At 71.5% G+C, this 17,450-nt stretch carries 17 protein-coding genes and 1 tRNA gene; 6 read left to right on the top strand and 12 right to left on the bottom strand.

Annotated elements, in window-relative coordinates:
- Nucleotides 1-2: 2 nt before the first annotated feature.
- Nucleotides 3-1,322, bottom strand: coding sequence for an L-seryl-tRNA(Sec) selenium transferase (selA, locus tag OG230_RS33970; RefSeq protein WP_328907597.1), 1,320 nt, complete (start codon nt 1,320-1,322; stop codon nt 3-5).
- A 23-nt stretch (nt 1,323-1,345) separates the two neighbouring features.
- Nucleotides 1,346-1,439: transfer RNA gene (locus OG230_RS33965), tRNA-Sec, on the bottom strand.
- A gap of 56 nt (nt 1,440-1,495) precedes the next feature.
- On the opposite strand from OG230_RS33965, the gene selD reads away from it, so the two are divergent.
- Nucleotides 1,496-2,539, top strand: a complete 1,044-nt coding sequence (gene selD, locus OG230_RS33960; protein ID WP_328907596.1) for a selenide, water dikinase SelD — start codon at nt 1,496-1,498, stop codon at nt 2,537-2,539.
- A 55-nt stretch (nt 2,540-2,594) separates the two neighbouring features.
- On the opposite strand, the gene OG230_RS33955 is transcribed toward selD, so the two are convergent.
- From OG230_RS33955 to OG230_RS33910, 10 genes are all read right to left on the bottom strand, one after another.
- A complete protein-coding gene (locus OG230_RS33955) occupies nt 2,595-3,533 on the bottom strand; it encodes a penicillin-insensitive murein endopeptidase (RefSeq protein ID WP_328907595.1) in 939 nt (312 codons plus the stop codon).
- A gap of 22 nt (nt 3,534-3,555) precedes the next feature.
- Complete coding sequence (locus tag OG230_RS33950) at nt 3,556-5,298, bottom strand: glycoside hydrolase domain-containing protein (RefSeq protein WP_328907594.1); 1,743 nt, start codon at nt 5,296-5,298, stop codon at nt 3,556-3,558.
- A 200-nt stretch (nt 5,299-5,498) separates the two neighbouring features.
- The gene (locus OG230_RS33945; protein WP_328907593.1) at nt 5,499-6,233 is read right to left on the bottom strand and encodes a D-Ala-D-Ala carboxypeptidase family metallohydrolase; all 735 of its coding nucleotides are present in this window, start codon (nt 6,231-6,233) and stop codon (nt 5,499-5,501) included.
- Between the two features lie 154 nt (nt 6,234-6,387).
- Nucleotides 6,388-6,603 (bottom strand): Lrp/AsnC ligand binding domain-containing protein, encoded by a 216-nt coding sequence (locus OG230_RS33940; protein WP_443051448.1) that lies wholly within the window; start codon nt 6,601-6,603, stop codon nt 6,388-6,390.
- 259 nt (nt 6,604-6,862) lie between these two features.
- On the bottom strand, nt 6,863-7,366 hold the full coding sequence (locus OG230_RS33935; protein ID WP_328907592.1) for a hypothetical protein: 504 nt from the start codon (nt 7,364-7,366) through the stop codon (nt 6,863-6,865).
- Nucleotides 7,367-7,438: 72 nt separating this feature from the next.
- Nucleotides 7,439-7,627: a hypothetical protein gene (locus OG230_RS33930; protein ID WP_328907591.1), complete on the bottom strand. Its 189-nt coding sequence runs from the start codon at nt 7,625-7,627 to the stop codon at nt 7,439-7,441.
- A complete protein-coding gene (locus tag OG230_RS33925) occupies nt 7,628-8,545 on the bottom strand; it encodes a peptidoglycan-binding domain-containing protein (RefSeq protein WP_328907590.1) in 918 nt (305 codons plus the stop codon).
- Nucleotides 8,542-9,090, bottom strand: coding sequence for a hypothetical protein (locus tag OG230_RS33920; RefSeq protein ID WP_328907589.1), 549 nt, complete (start codon nt 9,088-9,090; stop codon nt 8,542-8,544). The genes OG230_RS33925 and OG230_RS33920 overlap by 4 nt, the downstream gene beginning before the upstream one ends.
- A complete protein-coding gene (locus OG230_RS33915) occupies nt 9,066-9,677 on the bottom strand; it encodes a MauE/DoxX family redox-associated membrane protein (RefSeq protein ID WP_328907588.1) in 612 nt (203 codons plus the stop codon). The genes OG230_RS33920 and OG230_RS33915 overlap by 25 nt, the downstream gene beginning before the upstream one ends.
- Before the next feature lie 7 nt (nt 9,678-9,684).
- The gene (locus tag OG230_RS33910; protein ID WP_328907587.1) at nt 9,685-10,386 is read right to left on the bottom strand and encodes a hypothetical protein; all 702 of its coding nucleotides are present in this window, start codon (nt 10,384-10,386) and stop codon (nt 9,685-9,687) included.
- Nucleotides 10,387-10,577: 191 nt separating this feature from the next.
- Between OG230_RS33910 and OG230_RS33905 the strand changes: the two genes are divergently transcribed.
- The 5 genes from OG230_RS33905 (at nt 10,578) to OG230_RS33885 (ending at nt 17,382) form a co-directional block, all read left to right on the top strand.
- Nucleotides 10,578-11,816, top strand: a complete 1,239-nt coding sequence (locus OG230_RS33905) for a serine hydrolase domain-containing protein (protein WP_328907586.1) — start codon at nt 10,578-10,580, stop codon at nt 11,814-11,816.
- A gap of 269 nt (nt 11,817-12,085) precedes the next feature.
- Complete coding sequence (locus tag OG230_RS33900) at nt 12,086-13,285, top strand: NAD(P)/FAD-dependent oxidoreductase (protein WP_328907585.1); 1,200 nt, start codon at nt 12,086-12,088, stop codon at nt 13,283-13,285.
- Nucleotides 13,286-13,479: 194 nt separating this feature from the next.
- Nucleotides 13,480-14,433, top strand: a complete 954-nt coding sequence (locus OG230_RS33895; protein WP_328907584.1) for a sigma-70 family RNA polymerase sigma factor — start codon at nt 13,480-13,482, stop codon at nt 14,431-14,433.
- Between the two features lie 325 nt (nt 14,434-14,758).
- Nucleotides 14,759-16,303 (top strand): aldose epimerase family protein, encoded by a 1,545-nt coding sequence (locus OG230_RS33890; RefSeq protein WP_328907583.1) that lies wholly within the window; start codon nt 14,759-14,761, stop codon nt 16,301-16,303.
- Nucleotides 16,304-16,542: 239 nt separating this feature from the next.
- On the top strand, nt 16,543-17,382 hold the full coding sequence (locus OG230_RS33885) for an SDR family oxidoreductase (protein WP_328907582.1): 840 nt from the start codon (nt 16,543-16,545) through the stop codon (nt 17,380-17,382).
- The last annotated feature ends 68 nt before the right edge of the window (nt 17,383-17,450 follow it).

The following is a 17,450-nucleotide window of genomic DNA, read 5'->3' as shown; positions in this document are numbered from 1 at the left end:
GGTCACCGCCCCGCCGCGCGCAGCACCGCGGCGAGGATCTCGCTGTCGAATTCCTCCGGTACGCACCGGAGGTCCAGCAGCAGGCGTCCGCGCACCACCCGCCCGAGCACGGCCGGTTGACCGGTGCGCAGAGGTTCTGCCAGGTCGTCGGGGAGGCTGAGCGCGCAGGAAGGCAGAACGGCCCCGGGCGCGCCCCCTCCTCCCACCACCGCCTCGTGGGGTACGACGCGGGCGTCCAGACCTCGGCGGACAGCGTCCTCGGCCATGCGCAGCGTGCGGATGCGCAGCTGCGGCAGCGGCATGTGCACGGCTGTGTGCACGGGAGGCTCGAGACCGCGCAGTGTCGCTTCCAGCGCGGCCAGGGTGAACTTGTCCACGCGCAGGGCGCGGGCCAGAGGATGGCGGCGCATCCGTTCCACGACGGCGGCCCGGCCGAGGACCAGCCCGGCCTGCGGCCCGCCGAGGAGCTTGTCCCCGCTGGCGGTGACGAGGGTGGCCCCGGCGCGCAGGGCCGTGGCCGCGTCGGGCTCGTCCGGCAGCACCGGGTCGGGAGCGAGGAGGCCGGAGCCGATGTCGACTACGACGGGAAGGCCGAGGGACGCCAGTTCCTCGGCTTCCACTCCCCCGGTGAAGCCGCTCACCGTGAAGTTCGACGGGTGGACCTTGAGGATGAAGCCGGTGTCCGGGCCGGCGGCGTCCGCGTAGTCGCCGAGACGGGTCCGGTTGGTGGTGCCGACCTCGCGTATGCGGGCGCCGCAGGAGGCCAGCAGTTCGGGTATCCGGAAGCCGTCGCCGATCTCCACGAATTCGCCCCGGCTGAGCAGGATGTCGCGCCCCGGGGCCAGCGTCATTGCCGCCAGGGCCAGGGCGGCGGCTCCGTTGTTGACCACGTGCACCGCCTCCGCGGCCGGCACCGCTTCCCGCAGGGCAGCCATGGCGCCGCGTCCGCGTGGCGCCCGTCTGCCGGTGCCGAGGTCCAGCTCGACGTCCGTGTATCCGCCTGCCGCCGCCATGGCCTCCAGTGCGGACCGCGACAGCGGGGCCCGTCCCAGATTGGTGTGCAGTACGACGCCGGTGGCGTTGTGCACGGGGCTCAGTCCGCCTGTGTGCGCGGGGAGCGCGGCAAGTGCGGCGTGGACGGCGTCGCCCGGGCCGATCCGTCCTTCGCGTACGAGCTGTTGGGCGGTGCCGACCGCGGCCTTGACGAGGGGCCTGCCCAGCCGTGCGGACGCCTCGCTCAGCCGGGGGTCGCCGAGGAGCACCGTGGTGCTCGGCACCTGCCTCCGGATGTCCGCAGGCGGCTCCTCCGTCTCGTCCGCCACCCGCGCCACCCCGATCGAAGTCAGCGGAGGCGGACGGGAATCGAACCCGCCTGGCCCGGTTTCCGGACCACACCGATGTTGAAGATCGGGAGGGGCACCAGCCCGCCCAACGCCTCCGGAACAAGATTGTGGTCCCCGCACACTGCTGGGGCAAGGGGTGAAATGATCGCCGTATGACGACAGTTGGCCCCGCCGCCGTACCGGCCGCGCCCGTGCGGTTGACCCAGTTCGCACACGGAGGCGGCTGCGCCTGCAAGATTCCTCCGGGGGAACTGGAGGCGATGGTCGCGGGACTGCTGCCGCCCGGGAACCCCGGGCAGGCCCTCGGCGGCAACAAGAACCGGCTGCTGGTCGGACTCGACGACGGTGACGACGCCGCCGTGGTGCTCACCGGTGACGGCACGGCCCTGGTGTCGACGGCCGACTTCTTCACACCCGTCGTCGACGACGCCCGCGACTGGGGCCGGATCGCCGCGGCCAACGCCCTGTCCGACGTCTACGCGATGGGCGGCCGGCCCGTCGTCGGGCTCAACCTGCTGGGCTGGCCCCGTGACGTACTGCCCGCGGAGCTGGCCCGGGAGGTCCTGGCGGGAGCGCTCGAAGTGGCCCGCGAAGCCGGCTGCTTCGTCGGCGGCGGTCACAGCATCGACAGCCCGGAACCGCTCTACGGAATGGCCGTGACGGGCCTGGTGGATCCGGACCGGCTGCTGCGCAACGACGCCGGCCGGCCGGGCGTGCCGCTGACCCTGACCAAACCGCTGGGCGTCGGCATACTCAACAACCGCCACAAACGGACCGGCGAGGTCTTCGCACACGCCGTCGCCACCATGACAATGCTCAACGACAGGGCAGCCGCGGCTGCCCTGGAGGCCGGCGCCGTGTGCGCCACCGATGTGACCGGATTCGGGCTGCTCGGCCATCTGCACAAGCTGGCCAGGGCCAGCGGCGTCACGGCCGTGGTGAACGCCGCCGCCGTCCCCGTGCTCGACGGCGCCCGGGAGTCCCTGCGGGCCGGGTACGTCAGCGGCGGCACCCGGCGCAACCTCGACTGGGTACGCCCGCACCTTGACGCGGGACGGGCGAGCCAGGACGAGCTGCACCTGCTTGCCGACGCACAGACCTCCGGCGGGCTGCTGATCGCCGGGGAGGTACCCGGACATCTGGTCATCGGCGAGCTGGTGCCCGCCGTGGCCGGCACCACGCTGGTAATCCGCTGAGCACTGCGGTGGGCCGCGGGTCCACGGGCGAAGCCCGGGGCCCGCGGCCGGCCCGCTACCGGTAACGGATGTGCAGGTGGTTGTCGTGGTTCGCGTAACTCGTGGTCAGCCCTTCCGAGATCAGCTGTGGGTCGTTGAAGAAGATCAGCTGGACGTGGCCGGATGCCTTCGCCCGGATCTCCTGCACGAGCCTGCGGGTGGCCGCGCGGTCGTACGTGCTCGACTGCCAGGTGATGCGCCCCGCGGTGCACTGCGCCGAGTCGGTGCGGGCGGGCCACACGTCGATGTCCATCCCGACTTCGTGGCTGCCGTGGCCGGGGATGTCCCCGCCGTGCTCGAAGCCCGCGTCGCCGACCGGCAGTCTGCCGTTCCCGGTGGCGGCGAACGTGGCGGCGGCGGCCTCCAACTGGCCGACCGCACCGGCTGTCGCCCAGTGGGCACCCGCGTTGCCGTCGGGGCTCTGTGCGCACATCGTGCTGCCGCCGAAGTTGATGTTCTCGTAGTGCCACAGCAGGTTCTGCCAGGTCGTCGGCCCGACGACGCCGTCCGCGCTGATTCCCGCATGGGACTGGAAGGTACGGACAGCGGTGCCGGTGGCGGATCCGAAGGCCCCGTCGACCGAGAGGCCGGCGCCCCGCTTGGCGTTGAGCAGCGACTGGAGGGCCGTCACCGCCGGCCCGCTGTCGCCCTGACGGACGGTGATGGCGAGCGCGCCCCAGGTGGCGGGCCCGACGATGCCGTCCGCGGCCAGGCCCTTGGACTGCTGGAAGCCCACCACGGCGCTCTGTGTGCCCGAGCCGAAGGCGCCGTCCACCGCCACGGAGCGGCCGTGCGCGGCGAGGAGGTGCTGCAGCGCGACAACGTCGGAGCCTCGGTTGCCGCTGCTCAACAGCGGGAACGCGGCCTGCGGGAATGCCTGCGCCGGGACGCCCAGTCCGAAGAGCAGGCCCGCCAACGCGGTGAACAGTGTGATGGTGCGTACGAGTCGTCTCACGGTGTCTGCCTCGCTTTCCTGTTCACTTTCCCGACTGGAGGGCGCCCCAGGTGGCGGGGCCGACGATGCCGTCGGCGCCCAGCCCGCGCGAGGACTGGTAGTCGCGTACGGCCTGGGCGGTGCCCGAGCCGAAGACGCCGTCGATGGACACCGTCCGGCCGAGCCCGGCGGTCAGGGCACGCTGCAGCCGGGTGACGGCCTCTCCCGTCGAACCGCTCTGGACGGTCGGGGTGGATCCGCGGGACAGCAGGGCCGTCCAGGTCTTCGCGCCGATCGCCCCGTCCGCCGTGAGCCCCTTGCTGCTCTGGAAGTTCCGGGTGGCGGAGGTCGTGTCGGGCCCGAAGATCCCGTCCGGGGTTCCCGGGTCGAAGCCCGCGGCCTTGAGCAGGCACTGGGCCGCCTTGACCTGGTTCCCGGTCGAGCCGCTCTGGACGGTCGGGTACGCGGTGAAGTCGAGGTTCGCCCCGGTGCAGGTGGGCGTGGGCGGGGTGCCGGTGCCCACGTCCAGGTAGTCGCGGTCGATGTTGATCGAGTAGCCGCCGTAGGACTCGGTGACCTCACCGACGTACTGGTGGATCCGCTGGTGGTTCGCCCAGGAGGTGGACGGCACGTAGGAGCCGGTGTTGGTGTCGGCGGCTCCGTTCCACCACGCGTAGAAGAGGTGGTCGACCCGTGTGTAGGCGCTGTTGTTGTACTCGCTCGCGGCGTCCTTGATACCGGAGGCGGCGCTGGAGTAGAAACCCGAGAGGTAGCCGCTGGTGTGCAGGCGCTCGGTCCAGCCGGACAGGTACGACAGCACGGCCGCCTTGCAGGAAGCCGTGGAGGTGTACGCCTCGATGTCGCTGTAGATGGCACTGCCGGCCGGGATTCCGAGGTTCGACGCGGCGGTGATGGCACCGGCCGCCGCGGTGACCCCTTGGGACTTGGCCGTGGCGGGATCGGCGGACATCTTCAGCGAATAGTTGGTGCACGGTGCCTGGCGGCCGACGTCGATGGGGAACAGACGCCATCCGTTGCCGGTCTGGCTGGTCACCCAGCTCGCCGTCAGATTCGGCTGGGCGCAGCCCCGGAAGGAACCGCTGATGTAGACGCCGACGGCGCTGTACGGCGAGTTCGCCTGCCAGGCGTTCATGGCGGCCTGCGAGGGTGCCGTGCAGGCGTCGAAGCCCTTGCCCAGGTAGCTGCCCGGCTGCGGCCCCGCCGCGGCGAGGGCGGTGGCGCCGGACGGCTGGGACGCGCGGGGCAGTTCGGTGCGCTCGGCGCCCTCGGTGAGTTCGGCCGAGGCGAGAACTCCGCGCACCAGGCTCTCGGTCTCCGGGGTGTGGGCGGCGGTCACGAGGACGCCGGCGTCCTCGACCGCGACCTGAATGGTGTCGTTGCTGGATACGGCGGACGGGGCGTCGGCCTTGCCGCGCCGGGTCCGCGCGACCGCGGCCGTGGCCTGGCCGGCGGAGCTGATGGGCTCCACGACGATGCCCCCCACACGGCCGACGACCCGGGCGGGGCAGTCGTTCTGCTCGGCGGGCTCACCCAGGTAGACGGCGGGTCTGTCGAACCGGAGGCAGGCGCGCGGGTTCTCGGCCAGATCGACCACCTGCCAGTCGGCGGGCACGTCGATGCGGTACCCGTGGTACGTGACGGTCTGTCGGCTCTCGGGCGGGGGAGCCGCCGCGGCAGGGCCGGGGACGGCGAGCGCGCCGATACCGGCGAGCACGGCCAGCGTGGCCGTACCGGCGCGGGCGCGCCAGGGGATGCGGGACGACATCAGGGCTCTCCTACTGGGGTGCGGGGGGAAAGTGAGGGAGGGCGGCGTGGCAGGTCTGCTCCGCTTCGGCCATGAGCGGCGCCCGCCCCTGGCCGAAGCCTGACCGGCCGCGCACCCTACGGTCGAGGAAGTCCGCCTCCCCGGGCCGGAGGCCGTCCCGGGGAAGGCGGACTGCTGTGCGGTGGGTGGGGACTCGTTGGTCAGACGCCGCAGTTGGGCGCGGACCAGGAGCGGCTGGTGCGTCCGTCCACGTGGGTGTGGTCGTTGTGGTCGGGGTAGCCGGGGCCGAAGATGCCGCCGAAGCCGTGCGAGCGAGCCCGCTGGGCGAGTGCGCAGAACGACGGGCTGCCGATCAGGTCGGCGGCATCACCGTAGAGGTGACGGCTGTTCGAGGCCCCGCCCGCCGCGTTGTTACAGGCCGTCGAGCGGAATCCGCTGGACACGGAGATCGGTACGTCGCCCATCGCGTGCCGCATGGCCTCCAGCTTCCACATCGTGCGCAGGCCGTTGGACTTGGCCGTCGCGGCGCTGACCGCACCACCGGACCAGTCGGAGTTGCAGTTGTTCAGTTCGGCGTAGGTGAAGTGGATGGGGGTGCAGTCCGGGTCCTGCAGTGCGTAGATCTTGCTGAACGTCTGGGAACCCGCGATGCCGTCCGCTCCCAGGCCGTACGCCTGTTGGAACTTGGTGACCGCGGCCTTGGTGCGCGGGCCGAAGTTGCCGTCGACGGAGAGGATCTCGCCGTAGTCGACATGCCCGGCCACCCGGATCTGCAGCTGGGTCACGTCGGCACCCGACATGCCCTCGGACAGGGTGCGGCCCCAGCTGTAGCACTCGTCGGCCTGGGCCGGGGCGGCCGTGGCCAGCACTCCCCCTACCGTGGCCGCCATGATCATGACAAAAGCCAGAACGAGTTGGACCGTACGCCTCAGCATGGCGCCTCCGTTGTGATTCCTTCCCGATTCCCCGCTAGAGGGCTGAGGCGAGTTTGGCCTCCCTCTCCGTTGCATGTCCACACCGTCACCATCTGCCACAGGACCAGACCTCCGGCACAACTGGCTTGCAGGAAAGGGGTGTTGAGCCGACCGGTCAGCGGGCTCTGCGGGAGAACCGGGGGCGGTCGGGGCCGGCCGGCTCGATGCAGCGGGACTGGACGTGCTCATAGGCCCTGGTGGTCTGCACGTCGGCGACTTCTCTGCGTTCGGTGAGGCGGTCGATGACGAAGGCGTACACGCCGTCGACGCCGGGGACGGCGATGTGCAGGAGGAAGTCGTGCGTACCGGAGATGACGAACAGGCCGATCACCTCCGGCAGGCGTGCGGCCCATTCCCGGAACTCCTCGATGACGGGGCGGGCCGGGGCCGGATGTGCAGAGAGATGAGCGCCTGGATCGACAAGATCATTGGCAGGCTTCCCCTCATGCCCTGAGCCAGGAGCGACGCGCTTTCCGCCACCGCGCCGGCGAGCTGCCGCGCTGGCTCACTCCCGGGCCGTCCGGGGCCGGCCCGCGCATGCCTCGCGCGCCCTGTCCTGTCACCTGGTTCGCCGCTCGTCGACGGCACCCCTATGGACAGACCGCACAGGCTGCAGCGGCGATCAGCGCGGAACACACGACGGTCATGCCGCTCAGCCGCACCGCAAGCAGGTCGTCCCAGCGCTCCCCGTTTCCGGAGAGCCTCCGAAGGGCCGGGGTGAGTGCCCGGCCCACTCCGAACCCGAGTCCGGCGGCCAGGGCGGGCGCGTAGGAGCCCCCGGACAGGAGCACCGCGACCACCATCGCGTACGGCGCACTCGCCGAGACGTAGGTACGCACACCCGTACCGAGCTCGAAGCCGAACTGCAGGGCGCCACGCGCCAGATGGCGGCGCAGGACGTCCTGCGGAATCTGCCGGGCGTTCTGCGGCAGCCGTAGCGTCAGCCTGCCCGCGTCGCGCAGCGCGGCGAGCAGCGCGACGGCCACGATCAGCCCTTGCCGCACGCCTGCCGGGAGCGGTGTGAAGAGACCGGACAGGAGCCACAGCACCCCGGCCGTCAGCACCCCGCCGACCAGCAGGCCGCCGGTGAACACGCCGAGGACCAGCGCCTGTCGGTACGTTGCCCGCCAACCTGGCGAGGCCAGCGCGAATGCGCTGTTACGCGTTCAAACGGAGCCGGAGAGCGAGTAGCCGGCCAACCCCCCGGTGATCGCCCAGGTCAGCACGGGGGCGTGGAGGACGGCGGCGATCGCCGCGATCCCCAGGGCCGCCACGGGCAGAACGGGATCGGTGAGCAGCGCCCGTACGGCACGGGCACCGCCTGGCCGGACGGCTGGACCACCGGACTCGCTCACCTAGACCGTCCCGGTCAGCGTGAGCCAGGTCTTCTGGCCGACCACGCCGTCGGCGGTCAGACCATGCAGGGACTGGAACGAGAGGACGGCCTGCCTGGTGAGCGCACCGAAGTTGCCGTCGACCGTCACAGCGGCGCCGTGCTTGTTGAGCTGCCGCTGCGCGCCGCGTACGGCGTCGTTCACGTCGCCCTGGCGCACGGTGACGACCAGGACCGGCCAGGTGGCCGGGCCGACGCTGCCCGTGGGGCTGAGCCCGTTGGCCGATTGGAACGCCTCCACCTGCGCCTCGGTGTCCGGCCCGAAGATGCCGTCGACATCCGTCGGTTGACCGTGGTGCGTGAGCAAATGCTGGACGGTGTGGACGTCGGGCCCGGTGGCTCCGCTGCCGAGGGTCGGCCAGGTGAGGGTGCCGGGACAGTCGCAGTCGGTGGTCCAGCGGCAGATGGACTTCACCCAGCCGGAGCCGGTGTTGCGGTACCCGTCGTGGCAGCGCCGCTCGATGCCGCAGCCGCAGGTGCCGCAGGCAGCGCTGTAGCGCCACAGCCAGCCGTCGTAGGTACCTGCGTAGCACTGGTTGGGCCGCAGCGTCCAGGTGACACCGTCCGTCCTGTGGAAGCCGGTGTTCGTCCCCGATGTCACGCACGCGTCGGCATAGATGGTGCTGGGCCCGCAGCCCGGGGAGCAGTTGTGGTCCGCGGCGTAGCTCGGGCACGCACCGGTCCAGATGTCGTAGCCGTCGGCATACGCCTCCCGGGCGGCGGAGAACACCCCCAGCGCGGCGAATCCCGCGGCGGTCGCCGCCTGCAGCACGGTGCGCCTGGACGGCGCGAAGGAGGGAAGGGCCCCGCGGCCGGTACGGGAGCGGCGGCCACCACTCCCCGAGCGGCGCAGCGTGGGCACGTCGTCCAGTGACGTCATGGCCGGCTCCTCGGCGTTGCGGGTGCGATGTCGTCGAGCAACCGCAGCAGCGCGGTGGGTGAACCGAGTGGCTCCGAACGCGCGATCCGGCCCTCCGGATCGATGGCCACCGCATAGGGGGTGGCGGGGATGTCGTAGGCCGTGAACAGCTCCGGACGGTGATCCCTGACCGGGACGGCGCCCGCATCGGCCCGGCCCCCGGCGCCCGCGTAGAGCCCGAGCACCTGCGGGGCGGCTGCGTCGCCCTGGCGGACCGTCCAGGCGTCGGCCTCGGCGAGCACCTGGCCGCAGGTGCCGCAGTCGGCGTCGAGGAAGAGCAGCAGCGCGGCGCGGCCCGGCGCCACGAGGCCGTCGAGCGCGGCCGGATCGAGGCTGCCGGCAGCGAGACCGGGCGCCGGTGCGCCGGGAGTGATGCCCACGCGCCCGGGGCGGTGCGGCTGCGTTCGTGACAGCTGGTGCACCTGCCTGATCAGCCCCGAGACGACCAGCGCGAGCAGCGCGATGGCAGCCCACGAGGCGATCAGAGCGCTGGTGGTGAAGTCCATCGCGTCGACACTCCTTCGGCAGTCCGGTGCACGGTGGTCCCGGTCGGCTGGTTAACGGATGCTGCGGTCGGCTCGTGCATGGCAGCAGGCAGCGACCACAGCAGCAGGGCGCACGCGGGAGCTGCGAGCAACAGCGTGATCAGTTCCGCCGCCGAGAGCGGTACGGGGCCGGTCCCGGCGACGGCCGCGCCGGTCAGCGCGAGCCCGGCGAGAGCCGCGGCCCGCCGGGTCACCCAGCGGCTCAAGGGCACGTCCTTTCCCGAACAGCCGCACGGCCCCCCGCGACCGAGGGCCAGGGCGCGGCGCGTGTAGGCGGCGTAGAGCCCGAAGAGGACGGCCCCCACGGCGAGTACGGCCTGCAGCCCCCGCTGGTGACCCGTCAGCAGCGCGACCGCGCCGAGGGCCCCCAAGGCGCCCTCCAGGAAGGGCAGGACGGCGGCCGTGACGCGGCGGGACCGCGGGCCCAGCACGCCGTGCACCCGCAACGCCTCGCCCAGGACGGCCGGATGGGCAGCGTGGGAGCCCGCACCCATGAGCAGGGTCAGCACGACGACGGAGGCGGTCAGCCCGCCGTAGAAGCCGGTCACCGCCGGCTCACCGGGTGTGCCGCAGCGCGAGGCGTCCGACGAGCTCGGGCACCCGCTCGACCGAGGTCGACGCCAGTGGAACCAACGTCGCCCAGATCTCGGTGGAGGAGAGCACGAAGAACGGGCTGCCGTCGGAGAGCGTGTCGCGGAACAACTCGCCCGACGCGACCGCCACCCCCTTCCAGGGCGGAAGCTGGGCGGTGTGCTCCTTCGTCCGCCGGGACAGCTCCAGGAGCCCCAGGCCGGGCACCTCCTTGATCACCGTCGCGGGCCGCGCGAAGGCGCTTCCGGCCGACGGATCCGGCTGGAGTGTGAGCCCGTGCTCGCTCTCCGCGATACGCACCGACCGGAGCAGCCCCAGCACCTCGGCCACGCCCAGGCCGTACAGCCGGGTCACCAGTGCGTGGCGCTCGCCACGCCACACGACGAGCAACGGCCTCTCCACGAGCCCCGAGCGCGGTTCGCGCTCGTCCGACTGGAAGATGCGCAGAGTGCCCTTCTGGAAGGTGAGCTCGGAGTCGGGTGATCCGATGCCCAGAGAAGCGGCGACATCGTCCCCCAACGAGGCGGGACCCGAGGTGAATTCGACCAGTCGGCCACCGGCCACCACCTCGACGGCCGACGTGCACGGCGCCTGGAGGTCGACGTCGCCCTCCAGGTGATACGTCCCGCCGTCGAGAGCGCGGTGCGTGACGAACGATGCGACCATGTGCATCCTCCCGAGGGCGGGGGGTCTGTGTGACACCACGGCCGCAGAGCAAACTAGGCAATAGTCATGCCCCTGTCAATCGATCGAGATCACCCGGCTGGCCCGACCCGGACCCTGGAGGTATCCCCAGGCCCGTTCCGGCGGCTGCCGCCATGGGCGCCGCCCTACCGCCCCCGGCAGAGTGTGCGGGCATGAAGGCAACGACGAAGACCTCCCGGACCCGGCTCGCCACCGCCGCTGTGCTCACGGCCGCCCTCGCGTCCACGGCCCTCGTGCCCGGCGCTTCGGCCGCCCCCCACCAGGCATCCCCGGCCTCCACGGACGGCCGGCTCACCTCCCGGCAGCTCGAACGCGAGACGGCCCGCGTCCTCCAGGAGGGCGGGTTCGTCGGCATCTCCGTGCGGGTGCGCGACGGCGCCCGCACGTTACATGCCCGTGCGGGAGAGGCCGAGCTGCACACCGGCCGCCCTGTCCCGCGTGGCGCGGAGTTCAGGATCGCCAGCGTCACCAAGACCTTCGTGGCCACCGTGATGCTGCAACTCGCCGCAGAGGGAAGCCTGTCCCTGGACGACACCGTCGAGCACTGGCTTCCCGGCGTGGTGAAAGGCAAGGGCAACGACGGCAGCCGCATCACCGTCCGGAATCTGCTGCAGCACACCAGCGGCCTGTACAACTACGGCCCCGAGGAGGACAGCGGGAACACCGCGGCCGATTTCGAGCGGACGAGATTCGACCACATGGACCCCGAGCAGATGATCGCCGGAGCGGTGGGCCACCGGCCGGACTTCCCGCCCGCACCGGCCGACGACCCCGAGCCGGACTGGAACTACTCCAACCCCGGCTACGTCCTCGCCGGGATGATCATCGAAAAGGCCACCGGGCAGCCCTGGGCCGAGGAGGTGCGTGACCGCATCATCCGCCCGCTCGGCCTGACCGGGACCTACTCCCCCGGCGACGACCCGTATCTGAAGTCGCCGCACGCACACACCTACCACCGGTTCCCCGGCCCGGCCGGATGGACGGACACCACGGCCAGGAACACCTCCTGGGCGGGCGCGGCGGCTGCCCTCGTCGGCACCGAACGCGACGTGGACCGCTTCTTCACCGCCCTGCTCGGCGGGCGCCTGCTGCCTCCGGCCCAGCTCGCGGAAATGCGCAGGACCGTGCCCGTCGGCGAGCGCTTCGACGTGGGGTTCCCCGGCCTGCGGTACGGCCTGGGACTGATGCGGCAGCCGCTGACCTGCGGCGGCCAATCCTGGGGCCATGGAGGCGACCTGGAGGGGAACACGGTACGCACCGGCTTCACCGCGGACGGAAGCCGCTCTGTCGTCGTCGCCGCCAACGGCACCGGCGGCGAGGAGCAGTTGCTCGCGGCCGAGCGGGCTGTCCGCAGCCTGGTGGACCGTGCGCTGTGCGCCGGTGCCGAATGACGCGGCCCCCGTACGGTCGGTGAATAGGGCCGCCCAAGGTGCGGGCCCCGGGTACGCCGCAGTGGCCCATGCGATGCCCCGCCCACCCGAAATCGGCACCTGGTCTCGAAACACCCGCCACCACCGTCTCCACGACCTGCATCGGCGGGTCGGCCATCGGCGCGCACCCCCCACGACCCTGTGACCCACGTCACATGCGATTCCTGTCAGCAATCGGGGAGCCGTCCCGCTCAAGTCACTGGGAGCAAGCGAACCGACAGGAGCAACTCATGAAGCACCGCATCGTCGTCCTCGGTGCCGGCTATGCCGGGTCCTACGTGGCCGGGGCCCTGGCCCGCCGGCTGTCCCCGGCGGACACCGAGATCACCGTCGTCAACGCCGAGCCGGACTTCGTCCAGCGGCTGCGGCTGCACCAGCTCGCGGCCGGCCGGGCCATCGAGGCTCCACAGCTTTCCGACGTCTTCGTGGGCACCGGGATCCGGCTGCGCGTGGCCCGTGTCACCGCCGTCGACCCGGAGCGTCAGGTGGTCGCCGTGGCCGACGCCGACGGCGGCGGCGAGCTCGGCTACGACACGCTTCTCTACGCGCTCGGCAGCCACGTCACCGACCACGGCGTCCCCGGCGTGGCCGAGCACGCCTTCGACGTCGCCGGCCGGCCCTCGGCCCTGCGCCTGCGCGAGCGCCTGGACAGCCTGGGCAGGCGGGACGGAGGCCGGACCGTGCTGGTCGTCGGCGACGGGCTGACCGGCATCGAGACCGCCACCGAGATCGCCGAATCCCGGCCCGGTCTGTCGGTGACGCTGGTCGCCCGCGGAGAGCTGGGCGCCCGGCTCTCCGCCGGAGCCCGCAGCCACCTGCGCCGGGCGTGCGACCGACTGGGCATCACCGTCCTGGAGCACACCGAGGTCGAAGCCGTCGAAGCTGCACGGGTGCTGTGCACCGACGGCACCGCCCTGGCGTCCGACGCAACCGTGTGGACGGCCGGGTTCGCGGTCGACCCCATCGCCGCCGCCGGCGGGCTGGAGGTCACCGAGAACGGGCGGATCGTCGTCGATCGCACCATGCAGTCGGTCTCGCACCCGAGCGTCTACGCCGTCGGCGACAGCGTCTACGCCGTCGGCGACAACGGCCTGCCGCTGCCGATGTCCTGCGCGTCGGCCGGTTACACCGGCATGCAGGCCGCGACGGCGATCGTGGGACGCCTGACCGACCGCAGGATCGCGAACACCAGGCTGGAGTACCTGGGCAACCACATCAGCCTCGGACGGCGGGACGGGATCCTGCAGATGGTCGATGCCGAAGGGCGGGCGAAGCCGAAGTACATGGGCGGTCGGAAGGCCGCGCGGATCAAGGCGGGCATCCTCCGGATGTCGCTGTGGGCCAACTCGCACCCGACCTTCGGCCTGCCCAAGCGCAAGCACCGCCTGGCCGCCGCGCCGGATGCGACCGCCGAGAGGGCGGTCGCGTAGGGCTCTAGGGCCTGTCGTCAAACTGCCGTCGTTCGGCCGAAGGCCGGGCCGCGCGGTGTCTGGTGCGTGCGATCGCAAGGCGCCGGGATGTCCTCGTAGCGGAGCTACCAGGGCATTTCGGCAACGCCGCGAGCGTGCGTGCCAGACACCGCGCGGCAGACGGAAGTTTGACGACAGGCCCTAGGGTGTTCCGCGTGGACAGCACCACTGATGGCTTCGACACCGGTCGGTTCGAGGCCAGCCGGAACCGGCTGGCCTCGCTGGCGTACCGGCTGCTGGGCTCCGCCGCCGACGCCGAGGACGCCGTGCAGGACGCGTTCCTGCACTGGCAGGCCGCCGACCGGCAGCGGATCAAGGTGCCGGAAGCATGGCTGACCAAGGTCGTCACCAACCTGTGCCTCGACCGGCTGCGCTCGGCACACGCCCGCCGCGAACGCGCCGTCGGCGACTGGCTGCCCGAACCGCTCCTCGACGGCGACCCGATGCTCGGCCCGGCCGACACGTTCGAGCAGCGCGAATCGGTCTCCCTGGCCGTGCTGACACTCATGGAGCGCCTGTCCCCCCACGAGCGGGCCGTCTACATCCTGCGCGAAGCGTTCTCGTACGGCCACGCCGAGATCGCCGAGATCCTCGACCTCACGGAGTCCGCAAGTCAGCAGCACCTCCACCGGGCCCGGAGCCGGCTCACCGCCGCGCGCCGCCGCGGCGGCGAAGCCGACCCGGCATCCGCCCGCAGGATCGTCGAGGAGTTCCTCGCCGCTGCTTCCTCGGGCCGCACCGAACAGCTGGTGGCCCTGCTCACCGACGACGCGACCTCGATCTCCGACGGTGCCGGTCTGACGAAGAAGCTGCTGCGGTACGACACTCCGCAGCGCATCGCCGCCGTCGCACGGGCAGGCTTCACCTCCACACCGGCGAAACGGCGACTCGCCGGCGGCGCGACCGCCATCCACTACGCGCGCGTCAACGGCGCGCCCGCCATCCTCTTCGTGCTCGGCGACGACCGGGTCGTCGGCGCCGTCACGTTCGACATGGCCAACGGCAAGATCGCCACCGTGCGCGGCATCGCCGCCCCCACCCGCCTCGTCCGCCTCACCGAAGCCTGGCGCCGCCACGAACCGGACACGCCGCTCGTCCCCCAGTGGTGACCAGAACGCCGACCGCGCTGCGGTGAAACCCTCCCGGGCTCGGGAAGCACCGCCGGCCCCCGACACACAGCGTGCAGCGGCTCGCGACGGGGCGCGCGGGCACCGGGCAGGGTTCCGTGGTGCGCCCGGACGACCAAGGTGCGCTCGCTGGCCATCCGGGCGAGATTGGAGGTACTCCGCCTGATCCCCAGGTCCGGAGCACCCGACACGAGGCAGGGGCCATGAGGATCCGAGGTGCAGGTGGTGCGGGTCACGCGGCAAGAGGCGTGGGCATCGACGGGTTCGCCATCCGGGCTCTTCGTACGTCTCCCGGACCGGAGAAGACATGACGCCCGGCGTGCCCCCTGCGGACCACAGCGGGGCTGATACCCAGCAGCAGCCGAGGGTGCTGCTCATCGTCGGCGCGGCAGGTTCCGGAAAGAGCACCGTGGCGGGGCTGCTCGCCGACCGCCTCGACTGGCCCCACCGGGACGCGGACGAGTTCCATTCCGCGCACAACCGCGCCAAAATGGCGGCCGGCCTGGCTCTTTCGGATGCGGATCGGGAGCCGTGGCTGGACGACATCCGAGCCTGGATGGACCGCAAGATCGCCGCGGGCCTGTCGATCGTCGTCACCTGCTCCGCGCTCAAGAGGGCCTACCGCAACCGGCTCATCGGCGGACGCCCCGAAGTCCGGCTCATCTATCTCCGAGGTGCGCCAGCTCTGTTGCGCTCGAGGCTGGGGGGACGGCGCGGGCATTTCTTTCCGGCCGAGCTGCTGCAGAGCCAACTTGCGGATCTGGAGGAACCGGAGCCGGACGAGGACCCACTGGTGGTGGAGATCGATCAGCCACCGGAGGCGATCGTGGACGCGGTCCTGTCGTTGCTGCGACGCGAGACCGCTCCGGGCGACGCTCCGACCGGAGCCGACGGGTTCACCTCCGGCCCGTTCGGAATGCCAGGGGTGTCCCCAGGGCCGACGGGCGAACGATGGGAGCTGCGGCGCGGCGGGCAGAGCGCCGTCGTCGTGCAGTTGGGTGCGACCTTGACCCACTACACGGTGGACGGCCGAGCGGTACTGGACGGTGTCGACGCCGGCTCGCCCATCAGCGGTGGACGTGGACAGCTGCTCATTCCCTGGCCGAACCGGATCGGTGGAGGCCGGTACCGTTTCGACGGAGTGGACCAGCAGCTCCCACTGACCGAGCCGGAGCGGCTCACCGCGATCCACGGGTTGCTCCGCTGGACCCCTTGGCGGCTGCTCGCCCGCAGTGACGAAGCGGTGAGGGTCGGAACCTCGCTCTTTCCGCAGCCGGGATATCCCTTCCTCCTCGACGTCGTCGCGCAATACCGGCTGGGTCCTGACGGGCTCGAGGTCGTCATCTGCGCCACCAACGCGGGAGAGACGGCCGCTCCGTACGGAGTGGGGCAGCACCCGTACCTGACGGTCGGCACCGACACGGTCGACAGCACCCTGTTGACCGTTCCCGGCGAGTACTGGCTGCCCACCGACGAACAGGGCCTTCCGACCGGCCGCGAGTCCGTCGCCGGCAGCGCGTACGACTTCCGCACCGAGCGTCCCATCGGCGCGCTGCGGCTCGACACCGCCTTCACGGGGTTGACCCGCGACGAACGGGGCCGTGCCTTCGTACAGCTGACGCATCCGTCCAGGTCGCACGGCGTCGACATCTGGCTGGGCGAAGGCGCCCGGTACGTCCAGCTCTATACCGGGGACACGCTGTCCGATCCCGGTCACCGGCGCCGCGGTGTTGCCGTGGAAGCCATGTCCTGTCCGCCGGACGCGTTCCGCAGCGGCGCCGACCTCACCGTCCTGCAGCCCGGCGCCAGCCATGTCCTGCGGTGGGGCTTGAGCCCATGGGCATCCGCATGACCTCGTCCACAGCCGTCGCGACGGCACGGCCCCACCCGCATCTCGGCGGACGCTCTGATGCGCCTCGGATGGGTTGACGGACAGTAACGCTGGTCCGACCGGGCGAAAACTTCCGCCGGATTGCCCAACAGCGGCTCCAGCGAACCTCTGCGGCCCTGCGGTCGGTGATTCTTGACCCGGTGTACGGGCCGGGACCGATCCAACCGCCCGGATCCGCGTAACGAGGGAGACAAAGGACCATGGACTCCACTGCGAACGCGCCCCAGGGCGTCATCCCGGAGCAGCTGCTGAAGGGCCAGAAAGCTCTGGTCACAGGAGCCAACTCGGGCATCGGTAAGGCCACCGCCATCGGGCTGGGCCGAGCGGGAGCCGATGTGGTCGTCAACTACGTGTCCGGCCGGGACGCTGCGGAAGAAGTGGTCGAGGAGATCGCTTCCTTCGGGGTACGTGCGGCTGCCTACGAAGCGGACGTCTCCCAGGAGGACCAGGTCACGGCCATGATGGACCGGATGGTCCAGGAGTTCGGGACGATCGACATCCTGGTCGCCAACGCCGGCCTGCAGCGCGACGCGCCCTTCACCGAGATGACGCTCCAGCAGTGGCAGAAGGTACTCGACGTCAATCTCACCGGCCAGTTCCTCTGCGCCCGGGAAGCGACCAAGGAGTTCCGGCGCCGCGGCGTCGTGCCCGAGGTGTCCTCCTCGGCCGGAAAGATCATCTGTATGAGTTCGGTGCACCAGGTCATCCCGTGGGCGGGCCACGTCAACTACGCCTCGTCCAAGGGAGGCGTCCAGATGATGATGGCGACCCTCGCCCAGGAACTCGCCCCGCACAAGATCCGGGTGAACGCCGTCGCCCCGGGCGCCATCCAGACGCCGATCAACCGGAGCGCCTGGGAGACGGCGGAGGCTCGCGAAGACCTCCTGCGGCTCATCCCGTACAAGCGGATCGGTGATCCCCAGGACATCGCCCACGCCGTCGTCGCCCTCGCTTCCGACCTCATGGACTACGTGGTGGGCACCACTCTCTACGTCGATGGCGGCATGACGCTCTTCCCTGGCTTCGCCACCGGCGGCTGACCGCCCCTTTACGTGCTGACAGTGAAGGCGGTTATGCACCCCTCGGTCGACCTGCTGGCGGACGCGCC

The sequence above is a fragment of the Streptomyces sp. NBC_00234 genome (assembly GCF_036195325.1).
Lineage (GTDB): Bacteria > Actinomycetota > Actinomycetes > Streptomycetales > Streptomycetaceae > Streptomyces.
This window is presented reverse-complemented; position numbering and strand designations above follow the sequence as displayed.

Excerpts from the sequence above, each read along its gene's own strand:
- selD (WP_328907596.1), top strand. The coding sequence starts at position 1,496 with ATGACGACAGTTGGCCCCGCCGCCGTACCGGCCGCGCCCGTGCGGTTG.
- OG230_RS33950 (WP_328907594.1), bottom strand. The coding sequence starts at position 5,298 with ATGTCGTCCCGCATCCCCTGGCGCGCCCGCGCCGGTACGGCCACGCTG.
- OG230_RS33945 (WP_328907593.1), bottom strand. The coding sequence starts at position 6,233 with ATGCTGAGGCGTACGGTCCAACTCGTTCTGGCTTTTGTCATGATCATG.
- OG230_RS33925 (WP_328907590.1), bottom strand. The coding sequence starts at position 8,545 with ATGACGTCACTGGACGACGTGCCCACGCTGCGCCGCTCGGGGAGTGGT.
- OG230_RS33920 (WP_328907589.1), bottom strand. The coding sequence starts at position 9,090 with ATGGACTTCACCACCAGCGCTCTGATCGCCTCGTGGGCTGCCATCGCG.
- OG230_RS33910 (WP_328907587.1), bottom strand. The coding sequence starts at position 10,386 with ATGGTCGCATCGTTCGTCACGCACCGCGCTCTCGACGGCGGGACGTAT.
- OG230_RS33905 (WP_328907586.1), top strand. The coding sequence starts at position 10,578 with ATGAAGGCAACGACGAAGACCTCCCGGACCCGGCTCGCCACCGCCGCT.
- OG230_RS33900 (WP_328907585.1), top strand. The coding sequence starts at position 12,086 with ATGAAGCACCGCATCGTCGTCCTCGGTGCCGGCTATGCCGGGTCCTAC.
- OG230_RS33890 (WP_328907583.1), top strand. The coding sequence starts at position 14,759 with ATGACGCCCGGCGTGCCCCCTGCGGACCACAGCGGGGCTGATACCCAG.
- OG230_RS33885 (WP_328907582.1), top strand. The coding sequence starts at position 16,543 with ATGGACTCCACTGCGAACGCGCCCCAGGGCGTCATCCCGGAGCAGCTG.